The organism is Bacillus sp. PK6-026 (genome assembly GCF_054161455.1).
Map to the genome: position 1 here is coordinate 3,218,056 of NZ_CP096418.1, position 17,807 is coordinate 3,235,862.

At 46.1% G+C, this 17,807-nt stretch carries 18 protein-coding genes; 4 read left to right on the top strand and 14 right to left on the bottom strand.

Annotated features, from left to right (window positions below):
• Positions 1-13 precede the first annotated feature (13 nt).
• Together M1D59_RS16345 and M1D59_RS16350 are read right to left on the bottom strand one after the other, a co-directional pair.
• Positions 14-1,174 carry an ABC transporter permease gene (locus M1D59_RS16345; RefSeq protein ID WP_075212775.1) on the bottom strand — a complete coding sequence of 387 codons (1,161 nt, stop codon included), beginning with the start codon at positions 1,172-1,174 and terminating at the stop codon, positions 14-16.
• Positions 1,171-1,878 carry an ABC transporter ATP-binding protein gene (locus M1D59_RS16350; RefSeq protein WP_458117530.1) on the bottom strand — a complete coding sequence of 236 codons (708 nt, stop codon included), beginning with the start codon at positions 1,876-1,878 and terminating at the stop codon, positions 1,171-1,173. Before M1D59_RS16350 ends, M1D59_RS16345 begins: the two co-directional genes overlap by 4 nt.
• A 271-nt stretch (positions 1,879-2,149) precedes the next feature.
• On the opposite strand from M1D59_RS16350, the gene M1D59_RS16355 reads away from it, so the two are divergent.
• Positions 2,150-2,371: a DeoR family transcriptional regulator gene (locus M1D59_RS16355; RefSeq protein ID WP_003184500.1), complete on the top strand. Its 222-nt coding sequence runs from the start codon at positions 2,150-2,152 to the stop codon at positions 2,369-2,371.
• A gap of 122 nt (positions 2,372-2,493) precedes the next feature.
• Here M1D59_RS16355 and M1D59_RS16360 read toward each other — a convergent pair whose 3' ends face one another.
• Both M1D59_RS16360 and M1D59_RS16365 read right to left on the bottom strand, forming a co-directional pair.
• Positions 2,494-3,216, bottom strand: a complete 723-nt coding sequence (locus M1D59_RS16360; protein WP_020452633.1) for a pseudouridine synthase — start codon at positions 3,214-3,216, stop codon at positions 2,494-2,496.
• 40 nt (positions 3,217-3,256) lie between these two features.
• On the bottom strand, positions 3,257-4,885 hold the full coding sequence (locus M1D59_RS16365; RefSeq protein ID WP_020452634.1) for a putative polysaccharide biosynthesis protein: 1,629 nt from the start codon (positions 4,883-4,885) through the stop codon (positions 3,257-3,259).
• A 234-nt stretch (positions 4,886-5,119) separates the two neighbouring features.
• Here M1D59_RS16365 and M1D59_RS16370 point away from each other — a divergent pair, with 234 nt between their 5' ends.
• Together M1D59_RS16370 and opuD are read left to right on the top strand one after the other, a co-directional pair.
• Positions 5,120-6,394: an NAD(P)/FAD-dependent oxidoreductase gene (locus tag M1D59_RS16370; RefSeq protein WP_458117531.1), complete on the top strand. Its 1,275-nt coding sequence runs from the start codon at positions 5,120-5,122 to the stop codon at positions 6,392-6,394.
• A gap of 230 nt (positions 6,395-6,624) precedes the next feature.
• Positions 6,625-8,160 carry a glycine betaine transporter OpuD gene (gene opuD, locus M1D59_RS16375; RefSeq protein ID WP_105980601.1) on the top strand — a complete coding sequence of 512 codons (1,536 nt, stop codon included), beginning with the start codon at positions 6,625-6,627 and terminating at the stop codon, positions 8,158-8,160.
• A 34-nt stretch (positions 8,161-8,194) separates the two neighbouring features.
• Here the strand turns inward: opuD and M1D59_RS16380 are convergent, their stop codons facing one another.
• The 10 genes from M1D59_RS16380 to M1D59_RS16425 form a co-directional block, all read right to left on the bottom strand.
• The gene (locus M1D59_RS16380) at positions 8,195-8,377 is read right to left on the bottom strand and encodes a sporulation protein Cse60 (protein ID WP_003184510.1); all 183 of its coding nucleotides are present in this window, start codon (positions 8,375-8,377) and stop codon (positions 8,195-8,197) included.
• 165 nt (positions 8,378-8,542) lie between these two features.
• On the bottom strand, positions 8,543-8,857 hold the full coding sequence (locus M1D59_RS16385) for a rhodanese-like domain-containing protein (RefSeq protein ID WP_020452637.1): 315 nt from the start codon (positions 8,855-8,857) through the stop codon (positions 8,543-8,545).
• Between the two features lie 82 nt (positions 8,858-8,939).
• Positions 8,940-9,074, bottom strand: coding sequence for a hypothetical protein (locus tag M1D59_RS16390; protein WP_023855526.1), 135 nt, complete (start codon positions 9,072-9,074; stop codon positions 8,940-8,942).
• The gene (locus M1D59_RS16395) at positions 9,071-10,189 is read right to left on the bottom strand and encodes a response regulator aspartate phosphatase (RefSeq protein WP_180806814.1); all 1,119 of its coding nucleotides are present in this window, start codon (positions 10,187-10,189) and stop codon (positions 9,071-9,073) included. The genes M1D59_RS16390 and M1D59_RS16395 overlap by 4 nt, the downstream gene beginning before the upstream one ends.
• A 104-nt stretch (positions 10,190-10,293) precedes the next feature.
• The gene (locus M1D59_RS16400; protein WP_023855528.1) at positions 10,294-10,653 is read right to left on the bottom strand and encodes a DnaJ family domain-containing protein; all 360 of its coding nucleotides are present in this window, start codon (positions 10,651-10,653) and stop codon (positions 10,294-10,296) included.
• Between the two features lie 37 nt (positions 10,654-10,690).
• Entirely contained in the window at positions 10,691-11,338 is a 648-nt protein-coding gene (locus tag M1D59_RS16405; protein WP_458117532.1) for a YesL family protein, read from the bottom strand.
• Between the two features lie 13 nt (positions 11,339-11,351).
• Positions 11,352-12,629 carry a Gfo/Idh/MocA family oxidoreductase gene (locus M1D59_RS16410; protein ID WP_195536455.1) on the bottom strand — a complete coding sequence of 426 codons (1,278 nt, stop codon included), beginning with the start codon at positions 12,627-12,629 and terminating at the stop codon, positions 11,352-11,354.
• A 21-nt stretch (positions 12,630-12,650) separates the two neighbouring features.
• A complete protein-coding gene (locus tag M1D59_RS16415) occupies positions 12,651-13,139 on the bottom strand; it encodes a lipoprotein YteS (protein WP_075212781.1) in 489 nt (162 codons plus the stop codon).
• Entirely contained in the window at positions 13,136-14,257 is a 1,122-nt protein-coding gene (locus M1D59_RS16420) for a glycoside hydrolase family 88/105 protein (protein ID WP_075212782.1), read from the bottom strand. Before M1D59_RS16420 ends, M1D59_RS16415 begins: the two co-directional genes overlap by 4 nt.
• A gap of 28 nt (positions 14,258-14,285) precedes the next feature.
• Positions 14,286-15,251: an ABC transporter permease gene (locus M1D59_RS16425; protein WP_020452644.1), complete on the bottom strand. Its 966-nt coding sequence runs from the start codon at positions 15,249-15,251 to the stop codon at positions 14,286-14,288.
• Between the two features lie 215 nt (positions 15,252-15,466).
• On the opposite strand from M1D59_RS16425, the gene M1D59_RS16430 reads away from it, so the two are divergent.
• Positions 15,467-17,776, top strand: coding sequence for a helix-turn-helix domain-containing protein (locus M1D59_RS16430; RefSeq protein ID WP_458117533.1), 2,310 nt, complete (start codon positions 15,467-15,469; stop codon positions 17,774-17,776).
• The last annotated feature ends 31 nt before the right edge of the window (positions 17,777-17,807 follow it).

Consider the following 17,807-nt stretch of genomic DNA (forward strand, 5'->3'; position numbering starts at 1 on the left):
AACCCCGTCTTTTTTAAAAAGACGGGGTTTTCAGCATCAGGCTGAGCGCGATGACGAGGCAGCACCAGATTAACCCCGGATAGAAAAACCAGTCAATGGAATTCCGCCTGGCTTCATAAAAAGCGTCGCTTTCTTTGTCTGCCCCCAGCAAAAAAACGCGTTCCATCACCTTGTCAAAATGGACGGACAACAGACTTCGATAAGCGAAGGCAAAAACCAGGAGAGCGCCCGCTTTCATCCAGATCGGTCCAACCATGATCAGCGCCGTAAAAATGCCGATCATTTGCATAAGCTGTCTTTTATAGTCCGGATGGCGCAGCATCACTTTAAAAAAGATTTCCTTAAGGCCATTTTGCACTGTACGGGCTTTAAAGATGTTCCGAGATTTTTTAAAGAACAGCCGCGGCCTTTTTGCCCCTCGTTTCCCCTGCTTCGGCACGCTTCCATCCAGGTTCAGCGACAGGAAAAATTTTGCGAGTCTCAGCTTTCTTCTGTTATCAAATTCAACCTCTTCATAAAATAGATACATGTTGCCGAGAGTGCCGCAGGCGGTCTTCAGCGCGGCCGCAGACAGCACCATGCCGCTCAAGATTACAACCGGCCAGGAAAACAACAAAACAACTGCACAAGCCGACAGCCACACGAAAAAGATCAGTCCGGCGTTCAGCACCCGGTGTTTCAGCTTGTACTGCCATCCGATGTTCCGCCTCTTCAAGACGGTGATCAAGGAATTGAGACAGAAATAAAAAAAGAATACGGCGAGACAAGCGGGCAGTTCAATCCCAAATTGTCTGACGAACAGAGGAGTAAACACGGCCGCCGCCAACAGCCATTTGCAAAACTGGATAAACAGACAATATAAATAGCCGCACCTTTTCATGTCCAGCACGAGTGTCTTTTTTTGCAACAAATAAAGCTGATCAGCTTCCATTAAAAATGTCCTCACAGACCCAAACAGCGTAAAAACGGCCGGAGCAAGCACAATCAATCCGGCCTGCCATCCGTTATCAAACGACCCTCCATTCAGCCATTTGATATATTGATAAACGCCGATTCCAGCCGCAGGCAGTACAATATACAGCGCAACCGTCCAATCGATGACCAGTTTGATGATCCGGAGCTGATAAAGACAGTCCGCTTTCAGCCTGCTGATAAACAGAGCCCGGCCGCTCATGCGGGCGCACCTTTTACAGCAAAGTAAAAGCAGTCAAGCAGCGAGCCACCCGAAAGGCCGGTTTTCTCCTGCAGCTCTTCGAGCGTACCTTCCAGCATCAGACGGCCATTTGAAATCAGCAAAAAACGGTCACAGATCTTCTCGGCGGTATCCAGCACATGCGTACAAAGCAAAATACCCGCTCCCCGCTTCTGCTCTTCTTTCAGCATATCCAAAAAGAGGCGGCTTGCGATCGGATCGAGCCCGATAAACGGTTCATCGATAATATATAGATCAGGCTGCATGAGAAAAGCATGGATCAGCATCAGCTTTTGCTGCATCCCTTTCGAAAAGCTCCCCGGATAATCATGAAGCGCATGCTCCAGCGCGAATCGCTCGATGAGCCGATTCGCCCTCGGCAAAAACGAGGACTCGTCCTCCTGCAAAAACGTCCCTAAAGCCGTGATATGCTCCCATAAAGTCAATTCGTCGTAAAAACTGGGCTGTTCAGGTATGTATGCATAGTTTGACGTTTCAGCCCATTCAACCTGCCCGGCCATATGCCTTGTTAAACCGAGTATCGTTTTAATTGTCGTGCTTTTCCCCGCTCCATTCGGTCCGATTAATCCGACAAGCTCGCCTTCCCCCACAGTAAACGATATATTTTCGATCGCCGATTCCTTTTCTTCATAACCGGATTTTTCAATATGCACTTTTAATTTCATTATCTTTACCACCTCTCTTTTACTACGTATGAAGCTAGAAAAAGTTTAAAATTTTTTTGGCAAAAAAACGTGATCGTACTGCATGTTCTGCTCACGATTTTCATTTTTTCATTAATTTGGCTCCGGCTTTTTTCTGGATATTTGGCAAAGAGATCGTGTATAATATTTATTGATCATTTTCAAGAAATGGTCGCTAACCGTCCATGCTGCATTTTGGAGTCGTAAGTTGTGGTAGTCAAGTCCATTCGATCATACGATAGGGAGTGGTTGTTTGAAACCTTCAACAAACCGAATGCTAACCAGGATCAAATCAGTATACATGTTCATTCAAGAAAAAGGACTCGTTACAACCCAGGAACTGGTTGATGAATTTGGCACTACACCGAGAACAATCCAGCGTGATCTGAATGTGTTGGCATACAACGATCTAGTACACAGCCCCAGCAGAGGCAAATGGGAGACTACAAGAAAAAAAGTGAAAATCTCCTCATAGTAATATTCTGAAAAATTGAACTTTAGCGCTGAATATCATATAGGACAGCCATCAAACATAAAAAGCATCAAACCCGATGAAGTTTGATGCCCCATAAACCAGCTCTACAGGCACTCGACGAATCAGAGTGTCTTTTTGTTTTGCAATGCGGCAAGCTCGTGCTCAGAGAGCTCTCTGTATTCCCCCGGCAAAAGCTCTCCATCAAGATCGACATCCCCCATTTTCAGCCGCTTTAAATAGATGACGTCACGGCCGACCGCCTTCAGCATTCTTTTAACCTGATGAAATTTTCCTTCCGTTATTGTCAAAAGCAGACGTTCCACGCCGTTTTTGCTTGCCAAAAGCGACGCTTCAGCCGGTTTTGTGACATATCCTTCACCGATATCGACCCCTTTTTCAAGCTGATCGAGAGCCGCCTGATCAATCGGCTTATCGACATGTACTTCATACGTTTTAGGCACGTGTTTTTTCGGCGATAAAAGCTGGTGTGCCAACTGGCCGTCATTCGTTAAAAGCAGCAGCCCCTCGGTATCCTTGTCAAGCCTTCCGACCGGAAACGGCTCAAACCTCAACAGCTCCGGATCGAGCAAATCAACAACCGTTTCCTGGCGGCTGTCTTCTGTCGCTGACAGCACGCCTTGCGGCTTGTTCATCATCAAGTAAATAAATTCCTGATAAACGACGGGTTCGCCGTAAACCGTGATGTCGTCTGATTCCGGGTCTACATGCTCTTTTGCGTCTTTGATCAGTTGATCATTCACGCGTACCGCCCCGTTTTTCAGCATTTTTTTGACTTCTTTTCTCGAACCGTAGCCGCTGTTTGACAACAGTTTATCCAATCTCATGAAGACACTCCCTTTTTTTACATAAAAAGAAAAGCCCTTTTTAGGAGGCCTTTCTTTTGAAAAAGCGATTCAACCGCTGACCGAACATTTTTTCGAGCAGTTTCACACGGTAAGCCAAGTACAGATAAACCGATCCGCCGACCGCGGTTGTGATGAAAATGACGACAGCAGATTTGATCTGCCCGCCTTCATATGAAATAAACAGACTGAGTAGCGCCTGAACAAGCAGCAACATGATGCCCATGACCGCCGTCAGGATCAGCATCAGCAAAAACCGTTTAAACAGTTTGCGATACGAATAGCCGGCATGACGTTTAATCATAATAAATCCGTACAGGAGTGACGCTGAATAGCCGAGCGCCGTTGCCAAAATCGATCCGCTTCCTTGAAACAGCTTGATGAGCGGAACGTTAAGCCCGATTTTGATTACAATCCCGATCATCAGGCTGACAACCGCAAATTTCTGCTTGTTCACCCCCTGCAAAATCGCAGCGTTGACGGTGAAGAGCGAGAATAACAGCGCCACGGGCGCGTACCAGAACAAAATATCTCGTCCCATTTCAGGGAGCAGGCTTTCCGAGCCGTAAAAGAACGTGTAAACCGGACCCGATAAAAGAGCCATACCGACTGATGCAGGAAGAACGATAAAAAGAATGATCTGCATCGCCTGATCAATCTGTTTATTTAAAGCAGGGAAATCTTTGTTGGTAAAGTTTTCAGTCACCGCCGGGATCAATGTCAGGCCGAATGCCGTCGCGAGAGATACCGGTATCATCACAAGCTTTGGCACGTACAGCGTCACGATCGCCATCAAATCCTGGCTGATGTTTTGATAGCCGGCTGCAATCATCGCTTTATTAAACGTATTCGTATCAATGTACTGGTAAAGCGGTATCGCCAATCCGACAAAGATGTATGGGGCGGCATAGCTGAACAGCTCCTTAAACATCTGCCGGTACGTAATATTGGCGGAAGGAACCAGGTTCGGCTTCAGCGCCAAAAGCGCCCCTTTTCTTTTCTGCCAGGAAAAATAAAGCGTGAACAGCCCGGCGAATGCGCCGATCAAAGCCGCAAAAGTCGCATAGCCGACAGCTACGACAAGCCCGCCGTCTAATACTTTGATCACCAAATAAGTAGCCGTTAATAGAAAGACGATTCTGGCAATTTGTTCAACGACCTGTGAAACGGCTGTCGGCCCCATCATCTGGTGACCTTGGAAAAAGCCTCTGATCAGCGCCAGGATCGGCACAACAAGTAAAGCGAGACTGACCATGCGAATGACATACACGACATGTTCAATCGTCAGCCCGTTGTTTTCTGTTCCGCCGAGGGCCATCTCCGCAAAAAACGGGGCAGACAAATATAGAATGGAGAAAGCAATGATGCCTGTGACGAGCATCATCGACATTCCGGCGCGCAGCATCCTTCTCGTTGTTTCATAATCGCCCATCGAGTTATATTTTGAAACAAATTTGGACACGGCCGCCGGAAATCCCATGGTCGCAATGCTTAAAAAAATCGTATATTGATTATAACCGTACTGGAACAGGGCACCGCCGGTGGCACCGACCATGGCTCCGAACGGAATCAAGTAAATCATTCCGAGGATCCTTGAAATATAGGTACCAAGCGTTAATACAAAGGTGCCTCTTAACAGTTTGCTTGACATGTTCCCAATCACCATTTTTCTTCAATAGATTCAACTTTTCTATTTTAACATACAGGCGCATTACTCAGGTAATAATAACATGGCTAAATTTTAACATCCCCATGTTTTAACGTTTTTTCATCCTGCCGATCTTTCGTTATAATAAGAAGATGGAGCGCGGATATTATCTGATGAAATCCCTCCCGCCTGCACAGAATGCAGGCTCTACAAGACAGGAAAGTTGAGGATATTGGTATGAAGTATTTTGATGTCATCGTCATCGGCGGAGGCCCCTCCGGGCTGATGGCCGCCATCGCGGCCGGTGAACAGGGGGCGGACGTTCTTTTGATTGACAAAGGAAACAAACTCGGCCGCAAGCTGGCCATTTCGGGAGGCGGACGGTGCAATGTGACGAACCGCTTGCCGGTTGATGAGATCATCCGGCATATTCCCGGAAACGGACGCTTTTTGTACAGCGCTTTTTCTGAATTTAACAACGAGGACATCATCAAATTTTTTGAGCGCCTGGGCGTCAAGCTGAAAGAGGAAGATCACGGAAGAATGTTTCCTGTCTCCGACAAGGCGCAGAGCGTAGTGGATGCACTTTTAACAAGGCTTGAACAGCTTCATGTAAGCGTGCGGACAAACGAAAAAGTGAAAACAGTCCTATACAATGAAGAAAAAGCGTGCGGGATCGTGACAGGCAGCGGCGAAGAAATTGGAGCGGGCTCTGTCGTTATCGCTGTCGGCGGGAAAAGTGTCCCGCATACAGGATCGACCGGAGACGGCTATGAATGGGCGGAAAAAGCCGGCCATACGATTACGGAACTGTTCCCGACAGAAGTTCCGGTTACGTCTGACGAGCCTTTTATCAAGCAGAAAACATTGCAAGGCCTATCATTGAGAAACGTCGCTCTCAGCGTATTGAACAAAAAAGGAAAACCGGTCATCACCCACCAAATGGATATGATTTTTACCCATTTTGGACTTTCTGGGCCCGCTGTCCTCAGGTGCAGCCAATTTGTCGTTAAAGAGTTGAAAAAGCAGGAAAACGTCAGGCTGAAAATCGACTTGTTCCCTGATATTCATGAAGAACAGCTTTTTCAAAACATGCATAAAGAATTAAAGGACGCTCCGAAAAAATCACTCAAAAACATGCTGAAGCCTTGGATGCAGGAAAGGTATCTGCTGTTTCTTCTTGAGCGCAACAAGATTGATCCTTCTGAAACGTTTTCATCCCTTTCCAAAGACCGTTTCAGAGCTTTCGTCAAAGACTGTAAAGAGTTTACCGTCAACGTGAACGGCACTCTTTCGCTTGACAAAGCCTTTGTGACCGGCGGAGGGGTTTCCGTAAAAGAAATCGACCCTAAAAAAATGGCGTCCAAAAAAAAGGAGGGGCTTTATTTCTGCGGGGAAATCCTCGATATTCACGGCTATACGGGCGGGTACAATATCACATCCGCGCTTGTCACAGGCAGACTTGCAGGCATGAATGCAGGCGAATTTTCAATTTGCCGAAGAAAAAAATAAAATTGCTCCAAACCCTTGACAAATGTGGAATGGCAGAGTTTCAGCGCAGTGCTGAGACTTGTGCCTTTTTTGAAAAGTATGTTACGGTTAAAGAGTTTTGTTTCACCTGATTGTGGGGTAATAGGGGAAGCTAGGTCAAACTTCCTGAGAGAGAATGAATTTTATATGTGCAACTCATACTAAACATAATGATGGGAGTAAGGACGAAAAATGATTAGAGGGTGAGGATGATTTTGAAAAATATTTCAAGCGTTTTTTGGATTGTGATTGTTATCACAGCAGCAGCTGTATTATGGGGAATCGTTGCTCCTGATAACCTTCAGGCGTTAACGACTTCGATTCAAGGTTATGTTACGAACACACTAGGATGGTATTATTTATTGGTGGTTTCTCTGTTTGTCGCATTCAGCATCTTTTTGATCTTCAGTCCGATCGGAAAGATCAAATTAGGGAAACCTGAAGAAAAACCTGAATTCTCTCGATTATCTTGGTTTGCCATGCTTTTTAGCGCAGGTATGGGCATTGGTCTCGTATTTTATGGCGCGGCTGAACCGATCAGCCATTTTGCCATTAGCTCTCCATCAGGTGAAACAGAAACAGCCCAGGCCTTCAGAGATTCTCTGAGGTATACATTTTTCCACTGGGGATTGCATGCATGGGCGATCTATGCGATCGTTGCTCTTTGCATCGCGTACTTTAAATTCAGAAAAGACGCGCCTGGCTTGATCAGCGCGACGCTGTTTCCGGTCTTCGGCGACAAAGTCAACGGACCGCTTGGAAAAGGGATTGACTGCATCGCTGTCTTCGCAACCGTCGTCGGTGTAGCGACTAGTCTCGGAATCGGCGCCACGCAGATCAACGGCGGACTCCATTATCTATTCGGAGTACCGAACAGCTTTCAAGTGCAGCTGGCAATTATTGCAGTCGTTACCGTGCTGTTTTTAGTTTCCGCATGGAGCGGTATCGGAAAAGGCATCAAGTACTTGAGCAATACGAACATGGTGCTGGCCGGCATCCTGATGATCTTTATGCTGTTCGTGGGACCGACAGTGTTGATTATGAACTCGTTTACGGACACGATCGGAACGTATATCTCCAACGTGGTGCAAATGAGCTTCCGCCTTGCGCCTAATGATCCGGACAGCCGTGAATGGATCAATTCATGGACGATTTTCTACTGGGCTTGGTGGATCTCCTGGTCGCCGTTTGTCGGTATTTTCATCGCCCGCGTATCAAGGGGGCGCACAATCAGGGAATTTTTGATTGCCGTATTGTTTGCCCCTACTGTGCTGGCGTTTCTATGGTTCTCAATTTTCGGGGTTTCAGCGATGGATCTTCAGCAAAAAGGGACTTTTAACATTGCAAAACTGTCTTCAGACACGATGCTGTTTGGCATGTTTGACCACTATCCGCTGGCGATGATTACATCTATCGTTGCCTTGGTGCTCATTGCCGTATTCTTTATCACTTCCGCAGACTCGGCAACATTTGTTCTCGGCATGCAAACGACTTACGGTTCACTGAACCCTGCGAATTCGGTCAAGATATCATGGGGTATCATTCAGTCAGCAATGGCTGCAGCGCTTCTGTATTCAGGCGGACTATCGGCGCTGCAAAACACCGCCATCCTGGCCGCACTGCCGTTCTCAGTCGTCGTGATTTTCATGCTTGTATCGTTGTATAAATCTCTGTCACAAGAGCGGAAAGAAATTAAACAGGCTGAGAAATTCCAGAAGCCAAGAAGCCCGAGAGTGAAAAAAGCATAAACGAAAACAGCTCTTCCTTTGAAGAGCTGTTTTTTTATGTCCTGTATAAAATTAACGCAGAAAAACAGTAAAGCTGTTCGCCTTGAGGATCGCATGCGGCTGATACGTCATATTTTATATCGACCAGCTGGTCTTCCGACAGCTTTTTTAAGAATTCATTGATCTCATGCTGCAAATCTTTTTCGTGTTCTTCATCAAATACGGCTACCTTCAGCATACGCTCTCTCCTTTCTATAATGAAAGGTATTCGCACACAGCCGAAGTTATGCTTAAAATCCTGATCGAAAGAACCTTGAAGGTCGCCGGCAGGAGGCTCCGAGCGTTTCCTGACATGTGATAAATAAAAAACTTCTTATCTGTACAGATAAGAAGCCGGACCCGCTTATTTTGTTTTCGGCTTTGTGTTTCCGGTCCATTCGAGCATGCCGCCGACCATATTGGTGACATCAAAGCCTTTATCCTGCAAATAGAGGCAGACATTTTCGCTGCGCTTGCCTGATCGGCAGACAAAAATATAAGGCTGCTCCTTTTGGAAGACATCGAGTTTTTCAGGAATATCCCCCATTTTAATGTGAACGGCTTCAGGGATCATTCCTTCAGCCACTTCTTCATCTTCTCTGACGTCAATAATGTTCAGCGTTTCTCCTTTTGCAAGCCTGTCTTTCAGTTCATCAGCCGAAATCTCTTTTATCGTCATCGTTACTGCTCCCTTCAATTGCCTTTAGGTGAGACTATTATAGCAAAAGTCGGGAGGCAATTTCTATTTCAGCAGGTTTTCTCTATCGTCCACTGTCAGGAAACACTGATTTCCCCAATGTCTGGAACGATCCGTCCTGTGCTGCAGAATCGGCTGTGAAGCTTCCCCCTATCAGACAAACAAGCATGACGGTGAAAAAACAAATGGATTTTTTCATATGAGCCCCTCCTTCATTTTATATATTTGATTCTTGGCATGCTGCGATTTTTCCAGGTAAAGCGCGCTTTTTTCATGGTCGCCGGACTTCATGTAGTAATCGGCTATATCTTTTGTCAGTTCGGCAACATGCGGCCATAGCCGTTTATCGCTCATGTATTCAAGCGAAAGTTCAATATCGAGCGGATGGCCCGCGTCATACAGGGCGAAAATCAGCCTGAATTTCGCCGCGTATTCATCCTCTCCTTGTTCCGCCGCTCTGGTAAATCCCTCTTTGCAGAGACGTCTCGCTTCTTCGGGAGAACCGTTTTTGTACATGAGGTGGGACAGCTCAAAAAGGGTGTTAATGCCAAAGACCGATTGCTCATGGACACCGATTGAAAGAGCTTTTCTAAAGTGCTCCTCCGCCAAAAGCGGCATGCTGCATTTGGCGTAGTTCAGACCCATATTATGATAGATCAGCCCGATGATTCGCCGGTTTTGGAGGGAAACGGCCTGATCAAGCGCCCGGCCGTAGTGTTCCTCGGCTTGTTTGATGCGGAACAGTTCAAACTGAACCGACCCGAGAATCATTTCGCACCCGATCGTTTTGTCTATGTATTCTTTATGCTTGCTGAAAAGTGAGAGCGCTTTTTCGGAGTAGTTCAACGATCTGAAATGATCATCTATTTGGTAGTAGGCAGTTGCGATCTTATAGTAAAATTCCGCTTTTTCAATTTCATCGGTCAGTTTATGCAGCTTCATTTCCGCTTTTTTGTAACAGCTGATCGCCTCAAGATAGTTTTTCTCATAAAACTCATACATGCCTGAAAAAAAGAAAAAATAGTACTGAATGATGTCATCCGCGTTCTTAACCGTTTCCTTCTGCCTTTTAATCTTCCGGAAGAGCTCGGCTGATTCTGCAAACTGCTCCATCATCAATTTGCAGCGGTAGTCCAAAAGCTGAAAATAGAGCTCCAAATCTCTGTTTTTCTCCATTTTAGAGAGCAGGTTTCGGATCTCGTATCTCAAAGATACAGCCTGGAGCGCTTCATGGCGCTTGATCATGGTGTACCACTGATTCAAGAGCCCGGCCGCTTTTTCGTATGCCGCTTTCGCTTCCACTTCTTCATTCATCCTTTCTTCTTTTTAAAAACACAAAAATTACATTTATTAACTTTATTTTACAGAAAATAATTGTTATTGGCAATTATTTTTATGAATAAGTGCAAGGAGTGGCATCAGCTCCAATATTTGAGCTGGCTTTCGAGGTTTTTGGCTGAAACAAGGCCTTTTTGGAATTGGTTCGGACAGGTGAGGTTGTATTTTTTAATTTTTAGGTTGATGGCATCGATCAGCGCTTCGCGCTGATTCGATTTGATCGCTTTTTCAATCTCTTGTTTAATTTCCTTTTGCAGCTTCAGCCACTCCGGCAGATAACGGGCGTTTTTAAGAGTTGACGAAAGCGCATCCCCTTCGAGCGCCTCTTTACTGAGCGGTCTTCCAAAACCGGGGAGGGACTTGAAGTCGTCTTTCTTTTCGCTTTCCTTTACAGCTTGATCAATCCAGTGAAGATATCGTTTTTCAAATTCTTCACTCATGTGGGCCATCTCCTCTCATCACACCTGAAGCAAAGGTTCAGGTGTGTCTTGTCGTTACGACAGTTCCCCTCTGTTCTACGGCCTCCGCTTTTTTCAATACTTGATATGCCAGCCACATGACCGCATAGCTGAGCAGGCTGACGCTGAAAAAAGGAACAATTCCGGGCAGAAAGGCAAAAGCGATATAAAGCACGGCAGCAACCGCCATCATTGTTAATGTATACTGTAAATACGATATGCCCAGAATCAGCGAAAACTTAAAATACATCCGCTTCTTCCAATCGAAATGGGCGAGCAGCGGGAACATATAAAACATCATAATTAAAAACAAAAACCCAAAAATCATAATGACGAACCGGAGAACGTGCAATAGGAAATGCTCCGGATAAATAAAAGCAAGGTCAACATAAATGATGATGCCAACTGCCGCTAGAATAAGACCGATGACGTTGGAACGAAAAAACTCGCCGCGGTACGCCTGCCAAAACGTTTTACATATCGGAATATCGGTTTTGCCCATAATCCATTTTCTCATCACGGAAAACAATGCAGTCGTCGCCGGCATAAACCCGAAGACGCCAAGGCCGAGCAGCGTAAAAACAAACCACAGCAGATTGGCGTAAAAAAACTTCAGCACCCATTCACAAAAACTCAGCACCCTTCCCATGGAGACGCTTTGTTCCACGAATTCCCCCCCTTTATGTATATTGCCGGGTATACAGAAGTTCACTGATTCCTATCGGCTTTTTTTCTTTGATGGAGCGCCATATTGCCTCGCCGGCTGCAATTGAATAGGCGCCTGCTTCGGCACCGGCCAGAATGTCGTAATTCCTCAACGGGTCTCCTCCGCCAAACAGCTCTTCCAAAAGCAGCGGATCTCCTCCGCCATGCCCACCGGGCTGCCTGACGACGCGAATCGTTTCTTTCGATTCAAACAGCGGATAATAATCGATGGTCTGTTCGGGAACTTCAAATGGAACCCTTGCCGGCGCATGATATTCCTGCGTTTCAAGCCTTCCCTTTGTCCCGTTGATTGCAAGCCGGTAGCCTTCATACGGGGCTGAAAAATGGACGGAGTAATTCAGCAGCGCCCCTTTGTCGTATTTCAAAACGGCTGCATACGTGTCCTCGATATCGATTTCTTCATCGAAAATACACGCGTCAGGCCTGTAATCGGTATAGAGCAGCTGCTGGCTTTCGTTGGTCTTGACATGATCGTCCTGCGGGTCGCCTGCCTGCCACCTCATATAATAGCGGCAATTCTTCTTGACATGGCATGTTCCGCAATAGCGTTTTTCCCCTTTTTCAGGATTCATTTCGCCGCCGGGTCCGTAGTAGTACAGGCCTCCATAGGCAAAAACCTCGCGAGGCGTTTGAGCAAGCCACCAATTGACAAGGTCGAAATGATGGGTTGACTTATGGACGGAAAGCCCGCCGGAGTATGCTCTCATCCTGTTCCAGCGTTTAAAATAGCTTGCGCCGTGATACGTATCGATGTACCAGTTCAAGTCAACCGACGTAATCGTGCCGAGCTTTCCTTCAAGTATCAGCTCTTTGATCTTGCGGTGGTACGGATTGCAGCGGTAATTAAACGTAACGGTCACTTTTCCTTTGCTCGCGGCTTCGGCTTTTAATACGGCTGCCGCATCCCGTGCCGTTGTCACCATCGGCTTTTCAGTGACCACATCGATATTCGCCTGTAAAGCGCCCAATATATAGCGGACATGCGTATCATCACGGCCTGCTACAATAATGGCGTCCGGCTTGATTTTATCAAGCATTTCGGTAAACGCTTTCTCCTTGAAAAACGGGACAGGACGAAGCGCCGGAAACCTGTCTTTGCAGACTTCTTCCCTTAGCGGATCGCTGTCCAGGAGCGCGGCGATGCGGTGTTCTTCCCCGTATTTTCCCACTAGAGGCTCGATAAACATGTTAAAAGCGCGGCCGCTCAGACCGCATATCGCATATGTTTTCATCGGTTCCTCCCCCTTTCATTTTCAGCGAAGCGCTTCGATGAGTTCCATCGCTTCAGGGGTTTTCTTCGCATAGACCGGTATGAAAGCTGCCATGTCTGTATTCAGCTGAAACGTATAGCCGTTCAAACGTTTTTCTCCTTTTTCAATGACAGCCGCATACAGCTGTACGTACCCGTTTTTGCCCGGAGCGCTGTATGGCTCTTTTTCTTTCGAAGCAACTTTCAATGGCTGAAGTCCTTCAGGATCGTAAAAAGGTTTAAACATGTCTTCTGGAACGATAAACAGATCTCCTTCTTTCGCCGCAATTTCAACTAGAAGTTTTTCCGGTGCAGCCGGGAAAACGGTGATGTTGAGCTGTTCTTTCCCGGCTGCGCGCTGGACGTTTTCCTTTATTTCAGCCGGTGCATCCGAAAAGATCAATACGTCTGTTCCCCGGCCCCCATCCTGTCCGCATGAGGAAAAAAGAAGCACTGCTGCAAATAGAAGGACGGAGAAAGCGAAGTTCTTCACTTCGCTGCCTCGCGGGAAAAGCGGCCGGTCTTTTCAAGTTCTACAAGAGCCATGATCAATGCGCCGACACCGTGAAGATCGTTGGTGCTTTTTTCCCGCCCGACATAATAATCGTATGTCCCTGCAGAAGTTCCGACGCAAATATCTTTTAAAAGCAAGCCTTCTTTTGCGCTCAGCTCGATTTTCTCTTCGACGAGTCCTTTGAAAGCCTTTGCGGCTCTATCAATATATGATGAATCGATATAGCCCATGCGAGCTCCTTTCGTCATCGCGTACATATATAAACACGAGCAGGAGCTTTCAAGCCAATTGTCCGGAAGTCCGCCTTTATCGACAACCTGGTGCCATAACCCTGTGCGTTCATCTTGAAAATTGGCAATGCTTTTGACCATCTCTTGAAGCACCCGGGTCCACTCCTGTCTCGTGTCATGCCCCTGCGGGAGCAGTTCGATCATATCGCTCAGTGCAAGCGCGTACCAGCCGATTGACCTTCCCCAAAATTCGGGAGAACAGCCTGAAACGGGGTCGGCCCAGGGCATTTCCCTCTTTTCATCCCACGCATGATAATACAATCCCGTCCGGCAGTCTTTCGTATGTTTTCTCATCAGTTTTTCTTCGAGGATGACCATATCGTACAGTTCAGGCTCATTGAACGCTCTTGCATACTTAAGTGCGAAAGGCCCTCCCATGTACAACCCGTCAAGCCACATTTGGTAAGGATATTTATCTTTATGCCAAAACCCGCCTTCTTCTGTTTGATTCAGCGTATCAAAAAGGCCCTTCAGCTTTTTGGCGGCTTTACGGTAGCGTTCATCGCCCGTTTCATCATACAAAGGATAAAGGATAAGTCCGGCTTGTATGGCGTCCAGTTCATCCCTCCTGAAATAAAAATTCCCGCAGCCGTCAATGAGCTCATTGGCGTATTCTTTTACATAGTTGAAATATGCTTCTTTCCCCGTTTCTTCCCAGAGGCGAATCAAGCCGCACAGAAATACACCCTGATGGTAGTGCCAGCGTCCGGCCGGCGGCAGCTCCTTTGGTGTATACGCTTTCATTATTGTTTTGGCCGCTTCTTCGGCAATGTAAAGAGGCGTTTTTGTGATGAGAGATTGATTCATGTCATTCAATTCCTTTCATCAAAAAATATTAATATATTCCTTCTTCTCCAAACTTCTTCGCCATCCTGTTTGCAAATATGACAAGAATGAGACCGACAGCTGCTTTAAATAAACCGACGGCTGTACTGTAGCTGAACTGCCCCTGCTTTAATCCGGCCGTGTATACATACGTATCAAAGATCTCGGCCACTTCGCGGTTCGTTGCATTTAAAAGCAGATACACATGCTCAAAGCCGAGTTCGAGCGTATCGCCGATTTTCAAAATAAGTAAAACAACGATGACGCTTCTGATCGCAGGTAGTGTGACATGCCACATCCTCCTCAGGCGATTGGCCCCGTCCATTTTCGCCGCTTCGTAAAGCTGCGGATCGACAGCGGTAATCGCCGCCAAATAAATGATCGTCGACCAGCCGGCTTCCCTCCAGATGACCTGGAGAATGTACATCGGCCTGAACCAGCTTTCATTCAGCAAAAAGTTGATCTTTTCTCCGCCGAAGTAGGCGATGATCTCATTGATCAATCCTCCGTCAACCGTCAACAGAACGAATGAAAGCGATACCACAATGACCCATGACATAAAATGCGGAATATAGATCAGCGTCTGGACAAACTTTTTGAACAATGCGACTCTGACTTCATTCAATAAAAGCGCCAAAATAATCGGTATCGGAAAGAATACAACAAGGTTGAGGAAAAACAAAATCAATGTATTCTTCAGAAGCATAAAAAACGTCGGTTCGGTGAACAGCCTTTCAAAATGCTTAAAACCCACCCATTCGCTCCCCGTTATGCCGAGAAACGGCTGGTAATCCTGAAACGCTATGACAATCCCCCACATCGGCACATACTTAAAAAGCAAAAAATAAATCAGTCCCGGCAGAATCATCAAATATAAATATTTTTGCTGGAGAAGCTTTTCCCAAAAACGCGTCTTTCGTTTTTTTTCAACAATATGGGCCGGATTTTTTCCGGTCTGGACATCGGCTGCTTTCATAAACGGCCTCCCTTCGTGATGTTTGCTTTCACTTTATCCCACCATGAAAAAATAAATCTACAATCATATCATCACATCGGCCGCACCTCGCCCGGCAGCCGGCAAAACCTAATAAAATGAAACGATGGTTAGAAAATGATTATTGACAAATTCACACAAAAGTCGGATTAATTATATATGAACAACTCAAACGAAGATTTGTTGGGGGGGAATTTATGAAGAGAAAACAATATAAGTTTTACTATAAGCTGGTGACCTTCTTTCTCGTTCTGAGCACCATTCCGGTCATCATCGTCGGCTTTTTTTCCTATCAGAGATCAGCGGAAACCATTGAACAAAACGTTACAAACGAAAAGCTCCAAACCGTTGGCCAGACACAGCTAAATATCGAGCATATTTTAAAAACGGTTGACCATTCCTTCACCAATTACGTCCGTTCCTATCCTTTAATTCAGACACTCAGCCGCACCATTACACCAGAACGCTTTCAGCTGTATAACCAAATCAACAAGGAATTAAACAAACTGCAGACATTCGATACCGATCTGTCGGATATCACGCTGATCAGCCAAGAAAAAAAGTGGTATATCAACAATTCCGGTTTATATCCTTTAGATCAGGGAAAACAAGCCATCACGATCTCGCTTTACAACGCCTTAAAAAGCCGCTCCAGCTGGGTGCTTGAAAAAAACAACGACCTTGTCGCCACAAAAGAAGGGGCTTCGGGCAACTGCCTGTACAACGTCAATCTGGTCAAACAGCTTCCGCTGAACAGCATGGAAAACAGAGGCCTTGCGATCGCAAGTATTCCTTCTTGTTCGCTTGTCAAGCGCATGCCGCATCATTCAAAAACAAACAGCATGATGGTGCTTGATGACAACGGACGGATCATCCTTCACTCAGACCCGTCAATGATTGGGCAATCGATCAAACAAGACGATTATTTCAAAACGATCCGCCGGCATCAGGAAAAAAACGGCCAGTTTGATACAACAGTCAACGACACCGCCTATAACATTACATACCAGAAATCAGATTACAATAATTGGATATACATTTCGTTAACGACCATTCCGGAACTCTATCAGCAGACGGCATCAATCGGCTGGTTTACGTTTACGATCTGCGTCATTTTGTTAGCGCTTTCATACCTATTTTCCTGGTTTGGTTCTCGTCATTTTTACAGGCCAATCAAGGTTTTGTACGAATCCGTCTCAGGCTTTTCTGCGGGGGCCGCTTCCGGCCAGGAGAAACCGAAAAACGAATTTGAACTGATTGAACGGAATATTAAAGAGATGAAAAATAAAAACCATGATCTGAAGGTGCGCGTCGAACAGCAGGTCACCCAGCTGAAGCAGTATTTTTTAACAAGGCTTTTGCTCGGCAAGCTGAGCGAAGAAGAAATCAAAGACCGCTTTACAGGGCTCGGCTTCCCTGAAGATTGGAGCCACCTGTCCGTTTTTGCCTTGCAAATTGATACATTGAAAGACACATCATATGATAAAAAGGATCTTGATGTCCTGCTGTTTGCGATCAACAGCCTTGTCGAACGATCTGTGCCCAAGAATAAGCGCCTCCCGCCGGTTGTCATTGATAAAACGCAGACCATCATCATGCTGAACCGCGGACAGCCGCTGGACAGGTTTCAGGAGGACTTGGAGCATACAGCATCATCCATCAGGGATAAAATTCATGAGGAGCTTGGATTGTTCGTCAGCATCGGCATCAGCCAGCCGTTTACAAGCCTTGCAATGTCGAAGCGCGCTTATTTGGAAGGGCTTGAAGCGCTGACATACCGTCTGAAATCAGGAAAACACGCGGTGATTTTCTATGAGCATCTTGACCGTAACAAAGCGTTTTTAACCCAGTTTCCAAAGCAGATCCAAAATGAACTGTTTGAAGCTATTAAAACGTGCAACCGTAAACAAGCGGCCGAACAGCTTCACCTTCTCCTTGAATCGATTTGTTCTGAAAACATGAATCCGCATCACTGCCAGGTAGCGATTGCAAGGCTCTTGAACAACTTGATTGAATTTATGCATTTGCTTGGAATCGAAATTTTTGAACCGAACGAAAATACGATGCTGTACGACGACGTCTTTGAGCTGACGACCATCGAGGAGATCGAAAGTTGGCTGAACGCGCAGATCATCGTCAAAATGATCGATACCCTCAGCATCAGAGAAGAATCACAATACAAAAACATCTCAGAAAAAATCGTCCATATTATCCAGCAGGAATTCGACACGGACTTGACGCTCGAATCGATCGCAGGAAGGCTTCATTACAACCCCAACTATTTAAGCAGCATCTTCAGGAAAGAAATGAAAATATCGTTCAGCGAATACTTGTCATCCTACAGGCATCATGTCGCGAAAAACTGGCTGACAGAAACGACGCTGTCCGTAAAAGAAATTTCTGAAAAACTGAAATACAAAAATCCGCAGAATTTCATCCGCTCATTTAAAAAGCTGGAAGGAATCACGCCCGGCAAATACCGCGAGCTGAAAACTCATTCGGCATAAAAAGACAATCCCGGCTTCCCGGGATTGCCTT

Coding starts and splice junctions, on each gene's coding strand:
- M1D59_RS16385 (WP_020452637.1), bottom strand. CDS start 8,857: ATGACGATAAAAGAGATTTCGGCTGATGAACTGAAAGACAGGCTTGCA.
- M1D59_RS16400 (WP_023855528.1), bottom strand. CDS start 10,653: ATGAGTGAAGAATTTGAAAAACGATATCTTCACTGGATTGATCAAGCT.
- M1D59_RS16425 (WP_020452644.1), bottom strand. CDS start 15,251: ATGAAAGCAGCCGATGTCCAGACCGGAAAAAATCCGGCCCATATTGTT.
- M1D59_RS16430 (WP_458117533.1), top strand. CDS start 15,467: ATGAAGAGAAAACAATATAAGTTTTACTATAAGCTGGTGACCTTCTTT.
- M1D59_RS16380 (WP_003184510.1), bottom strand. CDS start 8,377: ATGCTGAAGGTAGCCGTATTTGATGAAGAACACGAAAAAGATTTGCAG.
- M1D59_RS16410 (WP_195536455.1), bottom strand. CDS start 12,629: ATGAAAACATATGCGATATGCGGTCTGAGCGGCCGCGCTTTTAACATG.
- M1D59_RS16345 (WP_075212775.1), bottom strand. CDS start 1,174: ATGAGCGGCCGGGCTCTGTTTATCAGCAGGCTGAAAGCGGACTGTCTT.
- M1D59_RS16365 (WP_020452634.1), bottom strand. CDS start 4,885: ATGTCAAGCAAACTGTTAAGAGGCACCTTTGTATTAACGCTTGGTACC.
- M1D59_RS16395 (WP_180806814.1), bottom strand. CDS start 10,189: ATGAATGAAGAAGTGGAAGCGAAAGCGGCATACGAAAAAGCGGCCGGG.
- M1D59_RS16360 (WP_020452633.1), bottom strand. CDS start 3,216: ATGAGATTGGATAAACTGTTGTCAAACAGCGGCTACGGTTCGAGAAAA.
- M1D59_RS16350 (WP_458117530.1), bottom strand. CDS start 1,878: ATGAAATTAAAAGTGCATATTGAAAAATCCGGTTATGAAGAAAAGGAA.
- M1D59_RS16390 (WP_023855526.1), bottom strand. CDS start 9,074: ATGAAAAAATCCATTTGTTTTTTCACCGTCATGCTTGTTTGTCTGATA.
- M1D59_RS16420 (WP_075212782.1), bottom strand. CDS start 14,257: ATGAATCAATCTCTCATCACAAAAACGCCTCTTTACATTGCCGAAGAA.
- M1D59_RS16370 (WP_458117531.1), top strand. CDS start 5,120: ATGAAGTATTTTGATGTCATCGTCATCGGCGGAGGCCCCTCCGGGCTG.